A 17,768-nucleotide genomic window follows, 5' to 3' on the forward strand; every position below is an offset into this window, starting at 1 on the left:
TACAAAGGACATAACATAGTTACTTTTACACACTTTATCATCACCATGGCTACATGCTGTCATTTTGAACTGTATGGATAGCATGCCATGTCATGTCATCCTTCAATATGAATATTCCGGTGCCTGTCTCATATATTTATACAAACACCTTTTGAGGAGTGTGACAGCATGCAATCTTTTTATAAAGGAACGCTCATCTTGATAGTCGCAGCGTTTTTTGGTGAATGTATCGAGTTTTTTGTAAACATGATTCTCGCCAGGGAACTACAAGAGGAAGGCATGGGGCTTTACATGTCCATTTTGCCTGTATTCTTTCTGATATATGTAATTGCCAGTTTTGAATTGCATGTTTCGATTGCCAAGTTTGTCGCTGAAAACAAACCTGCATTACATTATAATTTACTGCTTCATGCCTTCAAATTGGCAACTGTGGTCGTGCTGATCATGTGTATCATCCTTCCTTTTATCCTTTCATTTTCTTCAATAATGGACGGGTTTCACCCATATATAAAATGGATGCTGATCGGTTTGATACCTATCGTCGCATTTTCCTCGATTGCAAGAGGTTATTTTATGGGTGTACAACAAATGAGCAAAATTGCAATCTCAAACTTTTTAAAGAAGATTTTTCAGTTCGGCCTGTTGCTCGTCATCTTTAACTTGTTTCAATTTAACCAGGAAAAGTCTTTGCTAATGGCCTTTTTCGTATTGGTAGGAAGTGAATTTCTTGTATTCTTATACTTGATCAGCATACTGATCCTTCAAGTTCGGATCATGGGCCGTGGTACGAATTTAAGGACCACAGGTAAACATGCCCGACAAAAGCTTTTGGAGGTATCCCTCCCAACTATGGGACTTAGAATCTTTCATGCAATCACTAATGCCATTCAACCCTTTCTTATTCATGCTGCGCTTCTTTCAGCAGGGTTTGGTGCCGTTCTTGCAACCGAGCACTTTGGGATGTTAACGGGTGTCGCGATGACTATAGGTTTCTTTCCGGCATTTATTGCTCATTCTCTAATGATCATGCTTATTCCGACTGTATCGGAAGCTCACAAAAATCAGGATAAAGAAAAGCTTAGAGTCCTGTTACAAAAATCAATGTGGTTTACGGTTATGTATGGAGTCCCAGCCGTACTCATTATCTATTTATTTGCGGAACCTCTGACAGCACTCTTCTTTTCTTCCACAACGGCTTCTCTTTATTTGAAAATGCTTTGTCCTTATTTCCTTTTCCACTTTTTCATCATACCGATGCAAGCCTACCTCATTGGATTAGGTCTCGTCAAAGATGCATTCATCCATACCGTGTGGGCTCATATTGTTTCCTTTACCCTAATGTATATTCTTGGATCTCAAGCTGTCCTTAATATGGAAGGCGTTATCTTGGGTATGAATACAGGTGCTGTTTTAATTACATTAATGCATTACTTAACCATCTGTAAAAAAATCGGGATAAGCCTCTGGTTGACGAAATCCAAACAAAACGTTTATTAATAATGGATTGTTTGGACAATTTGGTCATTCAAAATCCCAACCATCTTGCTTAATGCTTGTACACGTAACCTATTTCCAGAAACTGATCTATAAGGATTTTGAAAAATATTTGTCCCTTTTCCTGTACTTATGTCGCTATTTGATGTATATTTCAACATACTTGGGTATTAATCAAGCAATGTGGTTTAAACTAAGCATAGACTATTAATGGAGTGATTTCATGAGCAAGGCTAAAGCTAAGAGTGGAACAGGTAAGGGAACAGGAACAGGTACGGGCAAGAAGGGTTGGAATCGTTGGAAAACGGGAGCCAATAAGAAAAAGAGTGCCAAGCCGTACGTAAGTAAGGGCGTCAAACATGGCAATGATTCCAAAGCCAATGGTAACGATTCGAGTAGTAAAAGCGAGAAATAATTAATCCACTTAATCGAGTGGCTACAAATAAACTTTCTTGTCTCAGATTCTAATACGGGTTATTCATTCAATTAAATCCATAGAAGAAGATTGGACAATTAAATAATGAGATTAATAAAGGAAAGACACTACCCAATTTGGAAGTGTCTTTTTTGTTCTATGAGGTAAATGAGATGTATGTAGAAAGAATAAGAAGAAGATTTTGTGCTATCTAATATTACTTTTGGGTTTAGTAGGATTGCTTTTTTTGGGTGAAAGCTTTGTATTATAGGTATTTGTAGCTTTTTTAACCGTATCCGTCACTGAATGAATGGCTTCCCCGACGTCTTGGGCCGAGTCGAATAATGGTTCCACTGTTTTGATCTTCCCTTTCACATCCACAGTGATATCGTTCGCTGTATGAATAAGTTGTTTTGATTCGGATGAAAGGTCCTGTATCGCTCCTCTCACATCAATCAATGTTTTATTTGCCTCCCCTAACGTCACCATCACTTTTTGTAATGTACCAATCAAGAAAACAACCAACCAAATGAAAGCCAATGCGATTGCTGCGACGCTATATTCCATAACCATGAAAGGATCCCCCTTAAACTCAAAAAATTCATTACATGCATATTGCCGTAGTTTAGATGTATATGTTAGTAATTCTCGGGGTGCATGGTCCTAATATGAAATCTTTTATTTGATTTTGATGTGTACTCCCTCTGGCTGGTTATTAGGAGCAGTTGGATTTGAAGGAATTTCTGAATCGGTCCTGCTTCCTTCTTTGATGGTACTGGTGACGTTATGAATCATTTCGCCAACATCTTGGGCCGATTCCAATAACGGATTTACATTACTCATTTTCCCTTTTACATCAACTGTAATTTGGTTCGCGGTATGGATTAATTGTTTGGATTCATCTGTTAACCCATGAACTGCCTTTCTTACCTCTTCTAGGGTTTTATTGGTTTCCTCAAGCGTACCCATTCCTTTTCGAAGCGTCTTGTTTAAATTATAAATCAAATAGACGACAGCTCCGGAAACACTAGCCACGCTTAATTTAATATACATGCAAGCAACCTCCTTTTCTTTAAATTTATGCACTAGCTTCCCTATTCATTCCGTTAAAAGACTTTGCTTGCCCTGTTCTTCTCAATCTGGATTTTTTGCTATGTTCGACTACGTCTGTACTTTATCTGTTTGGCTATTCATGTTTTGAAAATTGTTATTAAGGAAATAGACGTAGACAATATGAGATAACCATTAAGGAGGAAACTTACTTATGTCACACGAAAATTATCAGTCAGTCATTCAAACTTTGCACGAATGCATGCAACCATTGTTTTGATGCTTGCTTAAAAGAAGAGAACGTAAAGATGATGGCCGAGTGCATCCGCTTGAATCGAGAATGCGCGGATATGTGTTCATACTTGGAACAAGCATTAGGAAGAAATACACCATTCGTTTCTGAATTGGCAGCTATCTGTGCTAAGATTTGTGAAAGTTGTGGGAATGAATGTAAAAAGCATAATCATGAACATTGTCAGAAATGCACCCAGGCTTGCTTAACGTGTGCAGAAGAATGCAGGAAACTTGCAGCATAACTTCATGTAAAGGGATAGGGTGCTCTATCCCTTATTAATTTTGTTTTTTCTTCCTAATGATTGATGTTAATTTATTTAAACTATACTTTGAGTTGAAAGATCAAATAATATATTCTACCGAGGTTCATGCTAAAATTATTGTTTGGCATTTCACTTGAATTCTCTTGAATTCTCATACTTTGCATCCCTCCATCCTCAAAGTTATTAAACTTGGCTATTTTAGGAATACTAGTCTTAAAATAGGAGGGTAATGTGCATGGTAAATCAAAAAGTTTCTGGTGAGAACGATAAGGGAAAAAAAGTATCGACTATAGATAAGCAAGAGAAAGAAAACGAGGTAACTCGACTCAATCGATTATTAGGAGCCGTCATGAGGTATTTATCCGACGACGAGCAAGAAGAAATTGACATCGAGTACTTATTGGAAAATACGGATGGTTTAAGGGAATGGTGGGATCAATACCGCGAGCTTGACCGAAAACGGGTTGAAGAAAAAATTAAAAGTTCCCTTGCAGAGCTTCCTGTTGAAGAGTTGGAATTAATCCTTGAACAGATACGTAATAAAATGAATGGAGGCTGATTGCTCACTTCATTGAAATAACTAGTAACTCACAAGTGGCTCCGTTTAAATATATCCTTATCCTATGGATATGTTGTCCATATCTTTTTTCAAACGGGTCAAATATCTTGGTTTCCCATTTCCCAGGCAATTCCCTTATCATATCAAGAACTTTCATTCAAAGGCTTTACGCGACAGTGGGACCTCTATAGGAAATTTCCAACCCCATTCATAGCACCGAAATAGGTTAAGTGTTATATTAGGGGTATCTACTTTTAATTTTGGAGAGTGATCAATATTCTATATTTAATCGCCATTCTTTTTCCTCCTCTAGCCGTCTTATTGGCCGGTAAACCAATTCAAGCCTTGCTTAACTTGATTCTCACCTTATTTTTCTACGTTCCAGGCCTAATTCATGCCATTTTGGTTGTTCATGACAAAAAAGCGGATAATCGAATGAAGCATCAAGCTGCCTTGATTGCAAAGTCCAATCGAAAAAAATGAATTCAACTCAAAAACCCCGTATATCTGCCACCATGTAAAGGTGTACCATATCCGGGGTTTTTCTTTATTATTTCCTTAATATTTTCGATTTTTTCTATGGCCATTATGATAACAAGCGTCACATATTTGAAAACGCGAGGTATCTGGAAGCTGTTTTCCACAGCGCTTACACTTTTTCTGATAATTGATTATTTCATCTTTCAACTGATCATGAACGCCATTACTGATTTCTTCCCGCACCCGTTCCCAATAGACAGCCTCGGTTCTCTTACCCATCCTATATAGAAACAAAAGATGAAGACCTATTGCTTTATAAGATAGTTCCAACTCCTCTAAGTTCCTAGTCCTTATAAAGGGATCGGGAAGTTCGCTACTCTCAGCAATTGCTTCTATGGTTTCTAGCCATTGGCGAATAAGGCGAGGTTCTTTTGCCGAAAAAGGTAAATGCAGGAAACCATATAGGTCCATTAATGAAAAACGAGCTTCGATTTCAGTCTCACGGATCAGTTCATAAAGCTCCCGCTCTTCCGAAAGTGATGCTTTTTTTGTTCCATTTGGCGGAGTGAACTTTTCCCATAACTCAAAGAATGTCCCTAAATTCCTGTAGTACTTCTGAAACCGTTCAAATACCGCAGAGGTCGGGGCAATCGTAAAGGTTTGAACCGGCTCATCTACCTGTTCAAGTAATTTCCTCATGATTTTTATGTCGCCCGTAAATGCTACTTTACCCGTGTCATAAATCCCTTTTCTTCCAGCACGCCCTGCTATCTGTTTTACTTCTTGAGAAGTCAGCCTTCTTCTTCTCGTCCCGTCGAATTTCTCATTTTCAAGAAAAACGATGCGGCGAATCGGTAAATTCAATCCCATCCCAATTGCATCAGTTGAAACAACGACGGATGTCTCCCCCCGATTAAAAAGCTCAATTTGCCTTTTTCTGTTTTCTGGGGGCATACTCCCATAAATCATGCTGACCCTATGCCCACTAACTTGCACACGTGAGGCCGTTTCGAGTACTTGCCTTCTTGAAAAGCAAATAAGGGCGTCCCCTTTCTTGGTATTTTTCAATTCGAATTCTTTCGGTTCTATTTCTAACGGTATTTCCCGACTATATTCATAAATCTCCAAATCCGTTTCATCAAGTAAATTCAGCAGCATCTTTTGAATATTTCTACTTCCTATAATGTGTACTTCTTTTGCATTTGCTTTCGTAATCGCTCTATACCAAGAAAATCCACGGTCCTTGTCCGCTACCATTTGAGCTTCATCAATGACAATTACATCATAGTAGTCCTTCTCATGAAACATCTCAACCGTACAAGAGATATGCTGTGCCCCATTTACCAGCTTTTCTTCTTCTCCCGTTTTTAATGAGCAAAGCACACCGTCTGCATTCAGCTTATCAAACACTTCCAGAGCAAGAAGCCTAAGTGGTGCAAGATACAATCCGCTCTCGGCCTTTTTCATTTTCTCCAGGGCCTGGTGTGTCTTTCCTGTATTCGTGTCTCCAATGTGTAAAATGTATTTGACCTTTAGTCCTAATGATGGTGTATAGGCCTTTCCAAAAATGTCGTCAAGGATTCTTTTCTCTTCTTCCTTCTTTCGAGCAGCTTCTGCCAGCGCTTCTGCTTTTTTTCGTTCCCTGGTTGCCTCGTCCCTTTCAAAAATCTCTTGATGAACAGATTCATCAAAGGGAATCTGGGCAAGCTTCAGTAAGTCAGATAGGTATTCTTCTTGAAGTTCGTCGAAACAAGCCTGTGACAAATCTGTCAAATCCTCTTGAAGTAACTCTTTAAGGATCTCCGGGGTGACAATATCCCCTAAGGTTTCTGAATAATCGTTCAACACTTCTGTAGTCAAGTTCTCAAGAACCTTTTTAGGTATATATTCAAAGATAAAGTCTAATACCAACCGTTCATAACGATAGAAATAATTTTCATACTCGTAACGACTTTTACCCCAATCAAAAGTAGAATGAATATCCCCCGTCAGTTCATCGAAGAAATCAGTCACCATAAGGTAATCGGTAGATTCGAATGATCCCTCCTCAATCAACCGTTCTTCAAGTAGATACGGTTCTACAGACTGAAATTTCGGCTTATTAAGAAGATCAGTGGCAATTTTGCCTGATATATAATAACGGACATGTAAATAAACTAGCAGAGAGTTATTTTCTAAAAAAGTGTACGCTTCATTTTCAAGCTTTTCCTGTACCAGCCACCGCTTATGTGCTAGCTTTTGTTCCTCTTGCCTTTTAAAGAAGACTTCCCTTGCGTTCACATATCTCTGTTCCCAATCTTGATCGTTTTCGGAAAAGGTCTCCTCCAGCCAGGATATTGTATCAAAAGGGTGATACGCCCTTAACTCATTTCGAAACAAATGGTTGATATGCTTATGATCTGTCCCTTCTGTAACGAATCCCCTGCCTTTTAAAAATACTTTCTTTTCTTTTCTCGGAACGTCATTGGACGCTTTATTTAACCAAACATTCATCCAAATCTGTTCGATATAAGACATCCGATCTGAAAGGTATGTTTCAAAGGTCGGCATTACATCTTTATTTTCTACATAGCGGTCGATATCTTGGAGTAATTTTTGCTTTGTCTGTTCAATTGAAAGTGGGTGTATATTTTCTAATTTTCCCATGATAATCCCCTTTTGAATCTTCTTATTTATTATCCTTTCCAAAATTTTTTTTAAAATCAGCAAGATAAGCCATTTTATCGGAACTGTGAGAAAGCACAAAGGAAGTGCTACGATGCAAATGGTGATAAAATATGACATGTATGATAGATTAATGGTATTACTTCCATTACATGTACAGTGAATGGTGACTCTGTCTACAATAAGCTATGTAACTTCTACATTTATAATGATGGTTTAAACTAATACTAACAAATTTCAAGCAAAACTGTATCCATTTTTCGTGATAGTAACCTCGAATTAGCAATGAGCTAACGCGACGAACATACCGTCATTTATATAAATAGATTCAACCCATGATAAATCACCCATATAGAACCCATCAAACAACCTGACTTATGGAAAGGGGATTCAGAAAATGATTCACCACGACATTAATTACTACAAGAATTTTGATTCCATCGCTAACGAAGTCTTAGAATTACTAGCGCATACGATTAAAGTCAATACATTCGTGCTCACGGTTTTCGATCAATCCCAAAGCTTTATCGTCAAGTCCTTTAATCGGAAAGCAAATCTAATCAAGACCGGCGATACCATACCCTTTAATGAAGTTCTTTGTAACCTGGTCGTCGAGAATAAAATGGAACCCGTAGTTATTAACGATATAAAAAATAGTACCCTGACAAGTAATCACCCCATATTGGATAGGATTAAAAATGGATGCTACATGGGTGCTCCTATTAAAAATGAGGATAAAATCATCGGAACATTATGTGCATTCGATATTAAACCTTATGAATTCAAAGAGTATGATGTAGTGCTACTTAGCTCCTTGGCATCGCTGATCAGTCAAACGGTCAACATCGAGAATGGAATAATCAGGGATTCTTTGACTGGTCTCTATAACCGTAACTACATTTATAACTATTTTGAATATAATAAGGATGAAATTTATAACGAAATGTCCCTCCTTTATATCGATCTCGACAATTTTAAATATTTCAATGATACTTTTGGTCATGATTTTGGAGATAGTGTCATTAAAAGGACCGCGGAGTGTCTTTTGAAATCTTCACCTGACAATAGTTATGTCGCTCGAATTGGTGGGGATGAATTTGTTATTTTATTACGCACTGAGGATAGAATAAAAAGCACAAAACAGACAGCCGAACTCCTTTTAAAACAATTATCTTCCATGCCTATTCAAGTCGGTGGGAAAGAACATTTGATTTCTGCAAGTATGGGGATAAGCGTTTACCCGGTCCATGGGGACGACATGGTTACGTTACTGAAAAAAGCGGACCATTCTATGTATGTTGCTAAAGAAGGCAAAAAACATATTGAATATTATCCTACTTGATTCGTAATTCAAAAAAGTGTGGATGATTGTAATCATCCACACTTTTTGTCTTTACCGTATAAAAAACCAACGTTTCGTTTTCAACTTACGTAAAACATTCAACAATTCAGCATTTTTTTTATGTATCCTGTTTTCGGATGGCGATGCTGAAGGGGCTGGGATGTCTACTCTCACAGGTTTCTTGTTCATATCTAAAGGACCCTTCCTATTTATCATTATAAAATAGTATATGCAGGTGCCCTTAAAATATCATCAATCCCAAGCCTCCTTCTTTCTAGAGGACATCTCTCAATTTGTTCAAACGTGTTGTCTTTTCTTTATGGTTCAGGATAACACGTTCATTTTGTTTCATCACCTTTTTTGTATGTGGACTTAAAGCCACATCGGGAATTTTGACCTGGGGTTTAATTACAGCGACGGAAACATTGCTTCCAGCTTTATCATAAATGCTCATTTAACCAACTCCCCTTAATTTTGTTTTATGACCATATCAAACATCATGATCAATAATGCTATTAATAAACAATCCACTTCTGACACGAAGCTTTCCGATCTTATCTCTAAAATATAAGGAAATGTCAAAACATTAACGGGCTGAAGCGCCATTTTCTCTTCATCATTGTAATACGTATCTTCTCTTTCCAATGTAGCACGGATCGTACTTCCAGACAAGGTCGGGTAAGCTTTTAACATCAAGTTCTTGTCTTGTTCCGTTTTAAAAGGAATAATTTTGACATTCATCCCTTCCTTGGCTGCATAAGCCTGAAGCATGATATGCAAGTAGGCCAGGTATTCCTCATTCGTCTGATAAAACTCCGGAATCCCTTCTTTTTTCAAAAGGTAAAACATATTTTTGACCTTTTCCCGATTATCCGATAATAACTTATCGCTTTCCGCAACCGCTTTAGTTGCGTAGGAGAGCTCATTATCGCCAATTTTTGATATATACATGCTCAAAAATACGAACATATCTATCAGCACAAACAGAACGGCGACAATGAGAAAATTCTTCCACTCATCAAAAATGCTCGTCGGATAAAAACTCCAGTATATTAAAGCCCCCAATATGAAAATGACATACCATGTTTTTCGAATGGCTTCTATTTTCATGCTGATTTTATCTTTATACCTCCAGGATAAAACCACATAAACTAATAATGCAATAAATACGGCCCATACAAAGACTCTGAAAAACATCAACACTGTTTTTATCCTCCTACCCTTTTTTCAGCTTCTATAATTCTTATATAAATTATATTCAGGATGTCTCCCTCTTTTCCCTGCAATCAAAGAGAAAGTATAAGTGGGGATTGCTGTTTACATTTGTACTTGAACAGCGACCCTCACGCGTTTCATTCAGAACCACTTCAGTGAGTGATTACCAATTTTTATGTTATGATTAGTTCAGAATAAATCCCTAAATATTCAGGAGGAACATATATGCTGAAAACGTTAAGAATTTTCATGTCCATCCTATTAACCGGGATACTTTTTATAAGTCTTTATCCTCCACTAGGAAGACGTGCATCAAAGAAAAGAATCAAAAACTTCAGTACGAAAGAAAATTTTAAGAATGGGCAATTCATCAATCAAATTCCTGCGAGTCAGATGATGAGCCTTAAACATACTGGCTCCATACTTCGGGAGTATATGAAAGGAAATCCAAACAGACGACCTGCCGTTCCCATTTTGATTGATTCGACGGTCCGATCATACAAAGACGCCAATAAAATCACCTGGTATGGACATTCAGCCTTCATGCTTGAGTTGGACGGTAAAACTTTATTGGTGGATCCAATGTTTGGTAAAGCCCCTACTCCTTTTCCGATGTTTGGAAACAAGAGATTTAGCGGTGACTTGCCAATCGATTTGGAAAACCTTCCACCGATTGATGCTGTCATTCTCTCGCATGACCACTATGATCATTTAGATTACTATTCCATAAAGAAATTAAAAGATAAGGTCGGTCAATTCATTGTTCCCCTAGGGGTAGGAGACCATTTGGTGAAGTGGGGTGTATCCAAGGAAAAGATACAGGAACACAACTGGTGGGATGAAGTATTCTACGACGGACTCCATTTAGTCTGTACGCCAGCAAGACACTTTTCTGGGAGAAGTTTAAATGATAGAAATTCTACACTTTGGTGTTCATGGGTGATATACGGAAAAGAAGATAAGGTCTTTTTCAGCGGTGATAGCGGGTACGGCACACATTTTAGAGAAATCGGCGAAAAATACGGTCCCTTCGATCTTACATTAATGGAATGCGGACAGTATGATGAACGATGGTCCACCATTCATATGATGCCTGAAGAAACGGTCCAAGCAACTATCGACGTAAAAGGAAAACTAATGATTCCCATTCATTGGGCAGGCTTCACTTTATCTCTTCATGATTGGACAGACCCCATTGAAAGGGTGACAAAAGCTGCCAAGGAAAAACCCGTACAAGTAGCCACCCCAAAAATCGGCGAGCCTGTTCACATTGGCGGAATGGAATTCCCTGACACAATATGGTGGAAATAAAATCAGCTTATCCCTTTATTGAGGATAAGCTGATTTTTTCATTTTACACTATGCTCTTTCTCATCAAAATGAAGTTTCATTTTAATAGGGTGATCTTTCCTCTCCCCAAAATAGTTGGTACCGAACACGCCCAGGATAATTAAAACTGAACCCACTATATCGAAAATCGTAATTTTTTCATTAAGAAAGAGTGCTCCTACAATAATGGTCACCACTGTCGATAGATTTGCAAAGACACTCATTTGAGAAGCCTTGATTTTTGATAATATCGTGTTCGAAAGCATCGACGTGACCAACGAAGCCAAGATTCCTAAATATAAGATAGAACCGACAAATTCCATACTTGACCATGGTGAAATGAATTCCGGCATCGTTCCCTTGCTCATATGAGATATGATTGCAGCCAGGTTAAAAAGGATGAAACCTGTTCCCATCATGAAAAAGGACATTTCACCAGGCGTATATTCCTTTGCCAAGGACCGTGTCATCGTCGTATATCCTGCTGTCGCTAAACAAGATAGAAGGATTAATCCCATACCGAGCAAATCAGAGGCATTCATCGTACTTCCTTTCATAAGGAAAATGAAAATGACCCCTACTACCGATAAAACAATAGAGATGTTTTGATAAAGAGAGGTTCTTTCCTTTAGAAAGTATCCCGCAATGATGACTGTAATGATTGGGGTGATAGCCGATAAGATTCCGGCATCCGTGGATTGGGAATATTTAAGTCCGAAAGTTTGAAAGACAAAGAAAAGGATGGGAAACATTAATGATAATGGAAGCAGTTTTTTGATTGACTCAATTGTATAGCTCACCTTAATTACTTTTAATGCGACCAGAACTAATATAACGGCGAAAGAAATGCTGAAACGGAACGCCAACGTATCAAGTGGGTTCGATTCGGCGATTGCCATCTTTGTAAACAAAAAGGATAAGCCAACAATGCTGGCATGCAATATGGCTAGCATATAAGCATATGATTTGGTTTTCATGATTGCATCTCCTTAACTAGGATACTATGATTCCGTTTTAGTTCTAGTACCCTTTGTACTTGAAATGCAATCCAATAATTCATTTGAATATTCATTGGTTAGAATTCAGTGAATGACCCATGGATCGAAGAAAAGGAGATGGAGTTGATGCTCCTAAAACATAGGTAGCAAAGTCTGCCAACGTTATACAAGTTATGATAGAATTCAATGAAGAAAGTGAGGGATACATATGATTGTGACCATCCTTATATTTCTTATGGCTGGTCTGGCCGAGATTGGTGGCGGATATCTTATCTGGATGTGGCTACGAGAAGGAAAATCCATTTATTTTGGATTGGCCGGAGGAATTGCACTTATTTTATATGGCATAATTGCCACATTTCAAACATTCCCTACTTTTGGACGTGTATATGCAGCATATGGTGGCGTTTTTATCGTATTATCGGTTTTATGGGGATGGGGAATAGATAAGAAAACACCTGATTTATATGATTGGATTGGCGCTATCATTTGTGTAATCGGGGCATCCATCATCCTATGGGCACCAAGAAACTAAAAAAACTAAAGGGCTAATAACCCCTTTAGTTTCCTAAAGCAACAGATTGATTTAAATATTTATCTTCCGTGAGTGCTCGTGTTATGAAATCGGCAACATCTGCACGGGAAATGCTACGGCTTCCTTTTGGTACACCTTGATGCTCTTCCCGATACGAACCAGTAGGCGGATTATCAGATAACCCCATCGGTCTTGCCACGGTCCATGTCAAATTGTTTGCTTTAATAACATCCACTGCATTACGATGATCTTCCAATACATTCCCCAACATCTTCATTGTCAACTTCCCAATCAATCCTGGGATTTCTTTTTCAATACCCGCTGACGCCATATAAATGATTCTTGAAACATTGTTGACTTTCATTCCATTGACAATATTCTGCGTCATTTCATGTAGAACGGTCGTCTTTCCCAACCCACTGCTTGAGCCTAGGCATGATATGACCACATCTTGGCCCGATATGGCCTTTTGTACCGCCTCTTCTTCTAGAGCATCCCCTTGAACGATATGCAAGTTCGGATGATTCAATTGCAGCTTAGTCGGGTTCCTTACAAAGGCTGTTACTTCGTGCTGTAAATTTAGTGCTTGCTCCACAACCAATTTTCCTGTTTTACCTGAAGCCCCAAATACGATTATGTTCATGTTTTATCCTCCAAATGAAATGATAGAGTTAATCATAACACTGACCGGATATTTTATCATTACGTTTTACTCTAAAGTGATACTAATCATACAATACTCTGTTAATTTACTTTCTTTACTGAATTTAGTGCTGCATTGCTGAATTTTTCTTGTATGAACCATATCGCTATCGCTGCGATAATACAAGGAATGGCAAAGGCCAAGAAATTGACCTGAAGGGACAATTTCATTTGGGTAATACTGTGATACATAGGCATTCGTAATGATTTGTGTACCTGTTGTCGTTCCCCCTGCCATGGCTAGGAGCAAATAAAGCATGAACATGCTTGGTTTAAAGCTCAACATCGTGAGTGTCCCGAACCCCAGGATTAAAAAGGAGACGAGTACGACTTTTGAACCAAAACGATCCGCAAGTTTACCTCCAACTATCGCTTTATATAAAAGCACTTTTGAATTATGTAGGAAAAAAGAGTTAAAGTATTTATGAGATTTTACATAGAAATTAACTCTTTGAATACTGTCCTATAATACCTCTAAAAAAACGCCTCTAAGATCTTTTATTATATAACATTGCCTCTGTTTATTAACCTTCGCTTAATTAAGTTGAACAAATACAAAAGACCAGCCCCCATTAGGGACTGGTCTCAAATTGTAAAAGTTATAAAGCCGCCATTGCCGTATTTCAGTAAGAAAGTTTTAAACCACCACTCCTCAAAGTGGGTGTTTGCAAAAATTTTCCTGTTTTCCAAGTCAGTGACGAGGCATAACATTCCAACCTTGATATAAAACTCCCTATTACAGCTTAAAGGTTAAAACTTAATTATCATTACGAACAACGCAGCTTATGTATTTATAATACCTAAAGATATCTTAAGTTGCAAGGTCAAAAATTTCCATCCACTACATTTCGTGCAATAAATTTTATAAAGGCTCAGTAATACGACCATTAAAGGCGGATTGATAAATGGTTCGAATATCTTCTTTTCCCAGTGGCATGGGGCTTCTCGCTAATAGCCTTTTTTGCTTTTCTCCATCTTCCACCAGCTTGTCTATTGCATTTTTAGGAATATCGAAATCACCTAATGTAGTTGGGATCCCTATATCTTGCACCAATCTTTTAATTTCTTCAACACATCTAAGGGATGCCTCTTCTTCGGATAAATAAACTGAGCTTCCACCCATGGCATTTAATAAGTCAGCCATCTTTTTCGTACAACTTTTTCTAATATAGCCCATAACATACGGAAGCAGGACGGCATTCGATTCCCCGTGTGATAGATGAAATTGGCCACCTAGTGGATAGGCAAGTGCATGTACTCCCGCTACGCCAGCATTAAAAAAGGCAAGGCCGGCCATATAACTTCCCTGGCTCATGTCTGTCCTTGCTTGTTGATTTTGCCCATCCTGAACGGCAGTACGAAGAGATTTGCTAATGAGCCTGACAGCGTGCAATGATAAGGCTTCAGTCGTAGGGTTGCTATTGACTGAAACGTAGGCTTCTACTGCATGAGTTAGAGCATCGATACCTGTTGCAGCTGTTATATGTGGTGGCACGGATACAGTCAGTTCTGGATCCACTATGGCAGCGTCCGCCAATAAAAAGTCATGGGTCACAACATCCTTGGTGTTTCCAAGAGAAAGCACGGCAATATTGGTTACTTCAGAACCCGTTCCCGCAGTGGTTGGGATTAATATTTTGGGAATCCCTTTTGCAGCAATCTTCCGTGTTCCCGTTAGATTCAGGTAATCTGCCACAGAGCCTTCATGAACAGCAAGAACCGCAGCCAGTTTCGCTAAATCCAGAGCACTGCCACCACCTAGACCAATGATAAGATCGAATGGATGCTCCTTTACATAGCTAACCAGTTTTTCTCCTGTTTCTAAAGGGAGTTCAGGAATCACTTCTGTATATAATTGAACTTGATACCCTGCTTCTTCCAATGGGAGAGTAATCTTATTCGTCACCCCTATTTTTATAAGCACCGGGTCCGTGATGATCAGAATACTGGAGATGTCATACCTCTTCACTTGAGGAATAAGTTGTTTCAATGACCCCCAGCCCACATGACTGAGCGGGGTAAAAATAAGTGTACTGGACACATAAACACCTCCAATCCAATATTTTTATCCATCATGTAATTTAATGGTAACACAAAATATGGTAGGAAGGTAAAGTTATGATGAGGGAATCGAACAATCAAACAATTTAGCTTGCAAGCAGAGAATAATATGGAGGCAATATGTTTAGATTATAAGCAAACAAGGCTTACAATTAATAGTAATTAACCTTTGCAATTGACGGTGTGAAGTCTATAATATTAGATATCAATATTTTTAGGGGTGACTATCTATGTTTTCAAATATTGGAATACCTGGTTTAATTATAATCCTTCTATTAGCTTTAATGGTCTTTGGCCCAAGTAAACTTCCTCAAATTGGACGTGCTGTCGGCACTTCGCTTCGTGAGTTCAAGGATGCCACAAAAGGGATCACCGATGATATACAAGCCGATTTCAAAGAAGACGTACAAGCTGCTAAAAAAGAGTCCATTAAATAGAAAAGTGCATAGAAAAAGACGCCTGCACGCAGCAGGCGTCTTGATGCGTTTGTGGCGCAAAACCGTCAGGCCACATCCCGACGTTTAGCTAAAAGCATGTTCTACGGCTTACACAAATTAGCTCATCGCTTTATTAATATAACATTAATCTGAAATTATTACAAGTTAATGTTTGAGACTTTTCTATTCTTAATTTAGTCCCCTTACTAGGTAGCACCTATACTCACTCATTCCCAAAAAAAGAAGGAATTAAGAATACTTTTCTAAAAAAGCGTTTTAGAGGGGTATACATTTCATGATTCACTCCCTCCCTTTTACACGCTATTGGTCAAAAAGGAATGAATCTAGCAGATTCCGTATCTTTTCTATCATGATCTTATAAATTCATTGTCATTGTTGTTAATTCCTCAGAGGATACCGCCACTTGATCGAATGCTTTACTGATTCCATCGAATATTTCGTTAAGCTCGTTCATTTCTTTGGCGACTTTAATGTTTTGCTCTTTGACAGACAGCATGGCCTCCGCAATATCAGTAAAAAATAATCCAGTTTCCTTTCCTTGTTGCGTACCTTGAATAATTTCATCACTCACGACAGCAATGGATGTATTCATCACATTTGTAAAGTCCCCTATTCCGTTTACCAATTTTGCCACTTCAGTAACGGACTTTTTCGTGTTTTCCGATAGCTTTCTAACCTCACCAGCCACCACCGCAAAGCCTTTACCATGTTCACCTGCTCTAGCTGCCTCAATTGCTGCATTCAAAGCTAAAAGATTCGTCTGTTCTGCGATTGAAGTAATGATTGATACAATTCTTTCAATTTCCTTGGATGTATTGGATAGCTGCTCCATATCCTTTGAGATAATAATTATTTGCTCTTGGGTTTTAACCATCCTTTTTTCGAGCCCCTTTAAAAGTTCAACCCCTTCTTTGGATTGCTCTTCTGTCCTTATGGCGGTATCGGATCCCTTTTGGGTAACAACTTGGATATCCATTACTTTATCCGCCATTAATTGAGTGGCGGAACTAGTCTGTTGACTGATGGCAGACAATTCTTCTGCATTCCGATTGACTTGTTGTTTAATCATTTCCTTATCACCCTGGATTTGTTGGCGAATTCTCTCATTTTCAAGATCATATGCTTCTAGAACGATTTGTTGTTCTAAATTCATGATTTTTGTGACAGCCAAAATCGTGTCCTGGTATAGTTCTATGTCCTTGATATGAGTCATCACTTGGAGAATGATTGACTGAAGCAAATCCTGAAATGCACTCAGATACCATTTTGGCTGCAAGCCAATCCTTACATGGACATGTGCAATGATATAACGCTGTTTAATATATTCATCATCGATACAACCACTAAACATTTCAAACATATGATGGTGTAACGTCGTCTTCAACCGATCAACAGAACTGTGCTTATTAATCACCTGCATTAAAGAGGGTTCCTTTTCTAAGTTTCTGTAGAAATTGTCTACAATTTTAATAATATGTTCCTTCACATCGTCCTGTAATGAACGAATAACACAGAGATCCTTTGTAGTTAAATGAATCATGTCTATTTGGGTTAACACACCTGAATGGTTTTTAATTTGTATACCAACTTGATCCTTATACTTCATATAATCAATATCATTGGTAAGGTTATTTTTCCATATGATTTTCATTAAGACTTGCCTCCGGATATCTGCTTTCGATTTATGATAGTAAGTCATATTCTATGTTAATATTAAGCTATTTTGATGAAAATTTCCTCATTTTTGAACATATTTTCACATTACTTTAGGACTATTTTTGGTATTGCCCTAAAAAAAACACTCCGTAAGAGTGTTCAGTTTGTCGACAAAAGGGGTCCGGAATGATTTCATTCCGGACCCCTTTTTGATATTTTCTTGAAATTTCGCTCAAAATTTAGAATATAGGTC

The 17,768-nt window shown here is 38.2% G+C and carries 18 protein-coding genes, 1 other RNA gene and 1 pseudogene; 9 read left to right on the plus strand and 11 right to left on the minus strand.

Annotated elements, in window-relative coordinates; translation table 11 throughout:
• The first annotated feature begins 168 nt into the window (after positions 1 to 168).
• Positions 169 to 1,497, plus strand: a complete 1,329-nt coding sequence (locus ACIQXU_RS20375) for a polysaccharide biosynthesis protein (RefSeq protein ID WP_402992037.1) — start codon at positions 169 to 171, stop codon at positions 1,495 to 1,497.
• A 220-nt stretch (positions 1,498 to 1,717) separates the two neighbouring features.
• Positions 1,718 to 1,909: a DUF3934 family protein gene (locus tag ACIQXU_RS20380; RefSeq protein ID WP_402872824.1), complete on the plus strand. Its 192-nt coding sequence runs from the start codon at positions 1,718 to 1,720 to the stop codon at positions 1,907 to 1,909.
• Positions 1,910 to 2,116: 207 nt separating this feature from the next.
• Here the strand turns inward: ACIQXU_RS20380 and ACIQXU_RS20385 are convergent, their stop codons facing one another.
• Together ACIQXU_RS20385 and ACIQXU_RS20390 are read right to left on the minus strand one after the other, a co-directional pair.
• Positions 2,117 to 2,482: a DUF948 domain-containing protein gene (locus ACIQXU_RS20385; RefSeq protein WP_402872821.1), complete on the minus strand. Its 366-nt coding sequence runs from the start codon at positions 2,480 to 2,482 to the stop codon at positions 2,117 to 2,119.
• A gap of 105 nt (positions 2,483 to 2,587) precedes the next feature.
• Entirely contained in the window at positions 2,588 to 2,962 is a 375-nt protein-coding gene (locus ACIQXU_RS20390; RefSeq protein ID WP_402992039.1) for a DUF948 domain-containing protein, read from the minus strand.
• Between the two features lie 211 nt (positions 2,963 to 3,173).
• Between ACIQXU_RS20390 and ACIQXU_RS20395 the strand changes: the two are divergent.
• The 3 genes and pseudogenes from ACIQXU_RS20395 (at position 3,174) to ACIQXU_RS20405 (ending at position 4,558) form a co-directional block, all read left to right on the plus strand.
• Positions 3,174 to 3,495: pseudogene (locus tag ACIQXU_RS20395) on the plus strand (four-helix bundle copper-binding protein).
• 256 nt (positions 3,496 to 3,751) lie between these two features.
• Entirely contained in the window at positions 3,752 to 4,075 is a 324-nt protein-coding gene (locus ACIQXU_RS20400; RefSeq protein ID WP_402872815.1) for a hypothetical protein, read from the plus strand.
• 276 nt (positions 4,076 to 4,351) lie between these two features.
• The gene (locus ACIQXU_RS20405) at positions 4,352 to 4,558 is read left to right on the plus strand and encodes a YqaE/Pmp3 family membrane protein (protein ID WP_402873212.1); all 207 of its coding nucleotides are present in this window, start codon (positions 4,352 to 4,354) and stop codon (positions 4,556 to 4,558) included.
• A gap of 75 nt (positions 4,559 to 4,633) precedes the next feature.
• Here ACIQXU_RS20405 and ACIQXU_RS20410 read toward each other — a convergent pair whose 3' ends face one another.
• Entirely contained in the window at positions 4,634 to 7,201 is a 2,568-nt protein-coding gene (locus tag ACIQXU_RS20410; protein WP_402992041.1) for a DEAD/DEAH box helicase, read from the minus strand.
• A gap of 415 nt (positions 7,202 to 7,616) precedes the next feature.
• Here ACIQXU_RS20410 and ACIQXU_RS20415 point away from each other — a divergent pair, with 415 nt between their 5' ends.
• Positions 7,617 to 8,561, plus strand: coding sequence for a sensor domain-containing diguanylate cyclase (locus ACIQXU_RS20415; protein WP_402992043.1), 945 nt, complete (start codon positions 7,617 to 7,619; stop codon positions 8,559 to 8,561).
• A gap of 274 nt (positions 8,562 to 8,835) precedes the next feature.
• On the opposite strand, the gene ACIQXU_RS20420 is transcribed toward ACIQXU_RS20415, so the two are convergent.
• Positions 8,836 to 9,015, minus strand: coding sequence for a hypothetical protein (locus tag ACIQXU_RS20420; protein WP_402872807.1), 180 nt, complete (start codon positions 9,013 to 9,015; stop codon positions 8,836 to 8,838).
• 14 nt (positions 9,016 to 9,029) lie between these two features.
• On the minus strand, positions 9,030 to 9,758 hold the full coding sequence (locus ACIQXU_RS20425; RefSeq protein ID WP_402873209.1) for a type II toxin-antitoxin system SpoIISA family toxin: 729 nt from the start codon (positions 9,756 to 9,758) through the stop codon (positions 9,030 to 9,032).
• Between the two features lie 243 nt (positions 9,759 to 10,001).
• Between ACIQXU_RS20425 and ACIQXU_RS20430 the strand changes: the two genes are divergently transcribed.
• Positions 10,002 to 11,087 (plus strand): MBL fold metallo-hydrolase, encoded by a 1,086-nt coding sequence (locus ACIQXU_RS20430; protein ID WP_402992045.1) that lies wholly within the window; start codon positions 10,002 to 10,004, stop codon positions 11,085 to 11,087.
• Between the two features lie 38 nt (positions 11,088 to 11,125).
• Here ACIQXU_RS20430 and ACIQXU_RS20435 read toward each other — a convergent pair whose 3' ends face one another.
• The gene (locus ACIQXU_RS20435) at positions 11,126 to 12,082 is read right to left on the minus strand and encodes a DMT family transporter (RefSeq protein ID WP_402992048.1); all 957 of its coding nucleotides are present in this window, start codon (positions 12,080 to 12,082) and stop codon (positions 11,126 to 11,128) included.
• A gap of 229 nt (positions 12,083 to 12,311) precedes the next feature.
• On the opposite strand from ACIQXU_RS20435, the gene ACIQXU_RS20440 reads away from it, so the two are divergent.
• Positions 12,312 to 12,638 carry a YnfA family protein gene (locus ACIQXU_RS20440; RefSeq protein ID WP_402872798.1) on the plus strand — a complete coding sequence of 109 codons (327 nt, stop codon included), beginning with the start codon at positions 12,312 to 12,314 and terminating at the stop codon, positions 12,636 to 12,638.
• 25 nt (positions 12,639 to 12,663) lie between these two features.
• Here ACIQXU_RS20440 and ACIQXU_RS20445 read toward each other — a convergent pair whose 3' ends face one another.
• The 4 genes from ACIQXU_RS20445 to ACIQXU_RS20460 form a co-directional block, all read right to left on the minus strand.
• Positions 12,664 to 13,281 carry an NAD(P)-dependent oxidoreductase gene (locus tag ACIQXU_RS20445; protein ID WP_402959501.1) on the minus strand — a complete coding sequence of 206 codons (618 nt, stop codon included), beginning with the start codon at positions 13,279 to 13,281 and terminating at the stop codon, positions 12,664 to 12,666.
• A gap of 66 nt (positions 13,282 to 13,347) precedes the next feature.
• Positions 13,348 to 13,728 (minus strand): MFS transporter, encoded by a 381-nt coding sequence (locus ACIQXU_RS20450; RefSeq protein WP_402992050.1) that lies wholly within the window; start codon positions 13,726 to 13,728, stop codon positions 13,348 to 13,350.
• Between the two features lie 212 nt (positions 13,729 to 13,940).
• A non-coding RNA gene (gene ssrS, locus ACIQXU_RS20455) (6S RNA) lies at positions 13,941 to 14,128 on the minus strand.
• A gap of 74 nt (positions 14,129 to 14,202) precedes the next feature.
• The gene (locus ACIQXU_RS20460; RefSeq protein WP_402992052.1) at positions 14,203 to 15,381 is read right to left on the minus strand and encodes an iron-containing alcohol dehydrogenase; all 1,179 of its coding nucleotides are present in this window, start codon (positions 15,379 to 15,381) and stop codon (positions 14,203 to 14,205) included.
• A gap of 250 nt (positions 15,382 to 15,631) precedes the next feature.
• Between ACIQXU_RS20460 and tatA the strand changes: the two genes are divergently transcribed.
• The gene (tatA, locus tag ACIQXU_RS20465; protein ID WP_402872789.1) at positions 15,632 to 15,838 is read left to right on the plus strand and encodes a twin-arginine translocase TatA/TatE family subunit; all 207 of its coding nucleotides are present in this window, start codon (positions 15,632 to 15,634) and stop codon (positions 15,836 to 15,838) included.
• Positions 15,839 to 16,214: 376 nt separating this feature from the next.
• Here the strand turns inward: tatA and ACIQXU_RS20470 are convergent, their stop codons facing one another.
• Positions 16,215 to 17,510 (minus strand): protoglobin domain-containing protein, encoded by a 1,296-nt coding sequence (locus tag ACIQXU_RS20470; RefSeq protein ID WP_402959497.1) that lies wholly within the window; start codon positions 17,508 to 17,510, stop codon positions 16,215 to 16,217.
• Between the last annotated feature and the right edge of the window lie 258 nt (positions 17,511 to 17,768).

Source organism: Peribacillus sp. NPDC097284 (assembly GCF_044761765.1).
Taxonomy (GTDB): Bacteria; Bacillota; Bacilli; order Bacillales; family DSM-1321; genus Peribacillus.

Excerpts from the sequence above, each read along its gene's own strand:
- tatA (WP_402872789.1), top strand. The coding sequence starts at position 15,632 with ATGTTTTCAAATATTGGAATACCTGGTTTAATTATAATCCTTCTATTA.
- ACIQXU_RS20400 (WP_402872815.1), top strand. The coding sequence starts at position 3,752 with ATGGTAAATCAAAAAGTTTCTGGTGAGAACGATAAGGGAAAAAAAGTA.
- ACIQXU_RS20435 (WP_402992048.1), bottom strand. The coding sequence starts at position 12,082 with ATGAAAACCAAATCATATGCTTATATGCTAGCCATATTGCATGCCAGC.
- ACIQXU_RS20470 (WP_402959497.1), bottom strand. The coding sequence starts at position 17,510 with ATGAAAATCATATGGAAAAATAACCTTACCAATGATATTGATTATATG.
- ACIQXU_RS20385 (WP_402872821.1), bottom strand. The coding sequence starts at position 2,482 with ATGGTTATGGAATATAGCGTCGCAGCAATCGCATTGGCTTTCATTTGG.
- ACIQXU_RS20440 (WP_402872798.1), top strand. The coding sequence starts at position 12,312 with ATGATTGTGACCATCCTTATATTTCTTATGGCTGGTCTGGCCGAGATT.
- ACIQXU_RS20410 (WP_402992041.1), bottom strand. The coding sequence starts at position 7,201 with ATGGGAAAATTAGAAAATATACACCCACTTTCAATTGAACAGACAAAG.
- ACIQXU_RS20415 (WP_402992043.1), top strand. The coding sequence starts at position 7,617 with ATGATTCACCACGACATTAATTACTACAAGAATTTTGATTCCATCGCT.
- ACIQXU_RS20430 (WP_402992045.1), top strand. The coding sequence starts at position 10,002 with ATGCTGAAAACGTTAAGAATTTTCATGTCCATCCTATTAACCGGGATA.
- ACIQXU_RS20375 (WP_402992037.1), top strand. The coding sequence starts at position 169 with ATGCAATCTTTTTATAAAGGAACGCTCATCTTGATAGTCGCAGCGTTT.
- ACIQXU_RS20445 (WP_402959501.1), bottom strand. The coding sequence starts at position 13,281 with ATGAACATAATCGTATTTGGGGCTTCAGGTAAAACAGGAAAATTGGTT.
- ACIQXU_RS20425 (WP_402873209.1), bottom strand. The coding sequence starts at position 9,758 with ATGTTTTTCAGAGTCTTTGTATGGGCCGTATTTATTGCATTATTAGTT.
- ACIQXU_RS20390 (WP_402992039.1), bottom strand. The coding sequence starts at position 2,962 with ATGTATATTAAATTAAGCGTGGCTAGTGTTTCCGGAGCTGTCGTCTAT.
- ACIQXU_RS20380 (WP_402872824.1), top strand. The coding sequence starts at position 1,718 with ATGAGCAAGGCTAAAGCTAAGAGTGGAACAGGTAAGGGAACAGGAACA.
- ACIQXU_RS20420 (WP_402872807.1), bottom strand. The coding sequence starts at position 9,015 with ATGAGCATTTATGATAAAGCTGGAAGCAATGTTTCCGTCGCTGTAATT.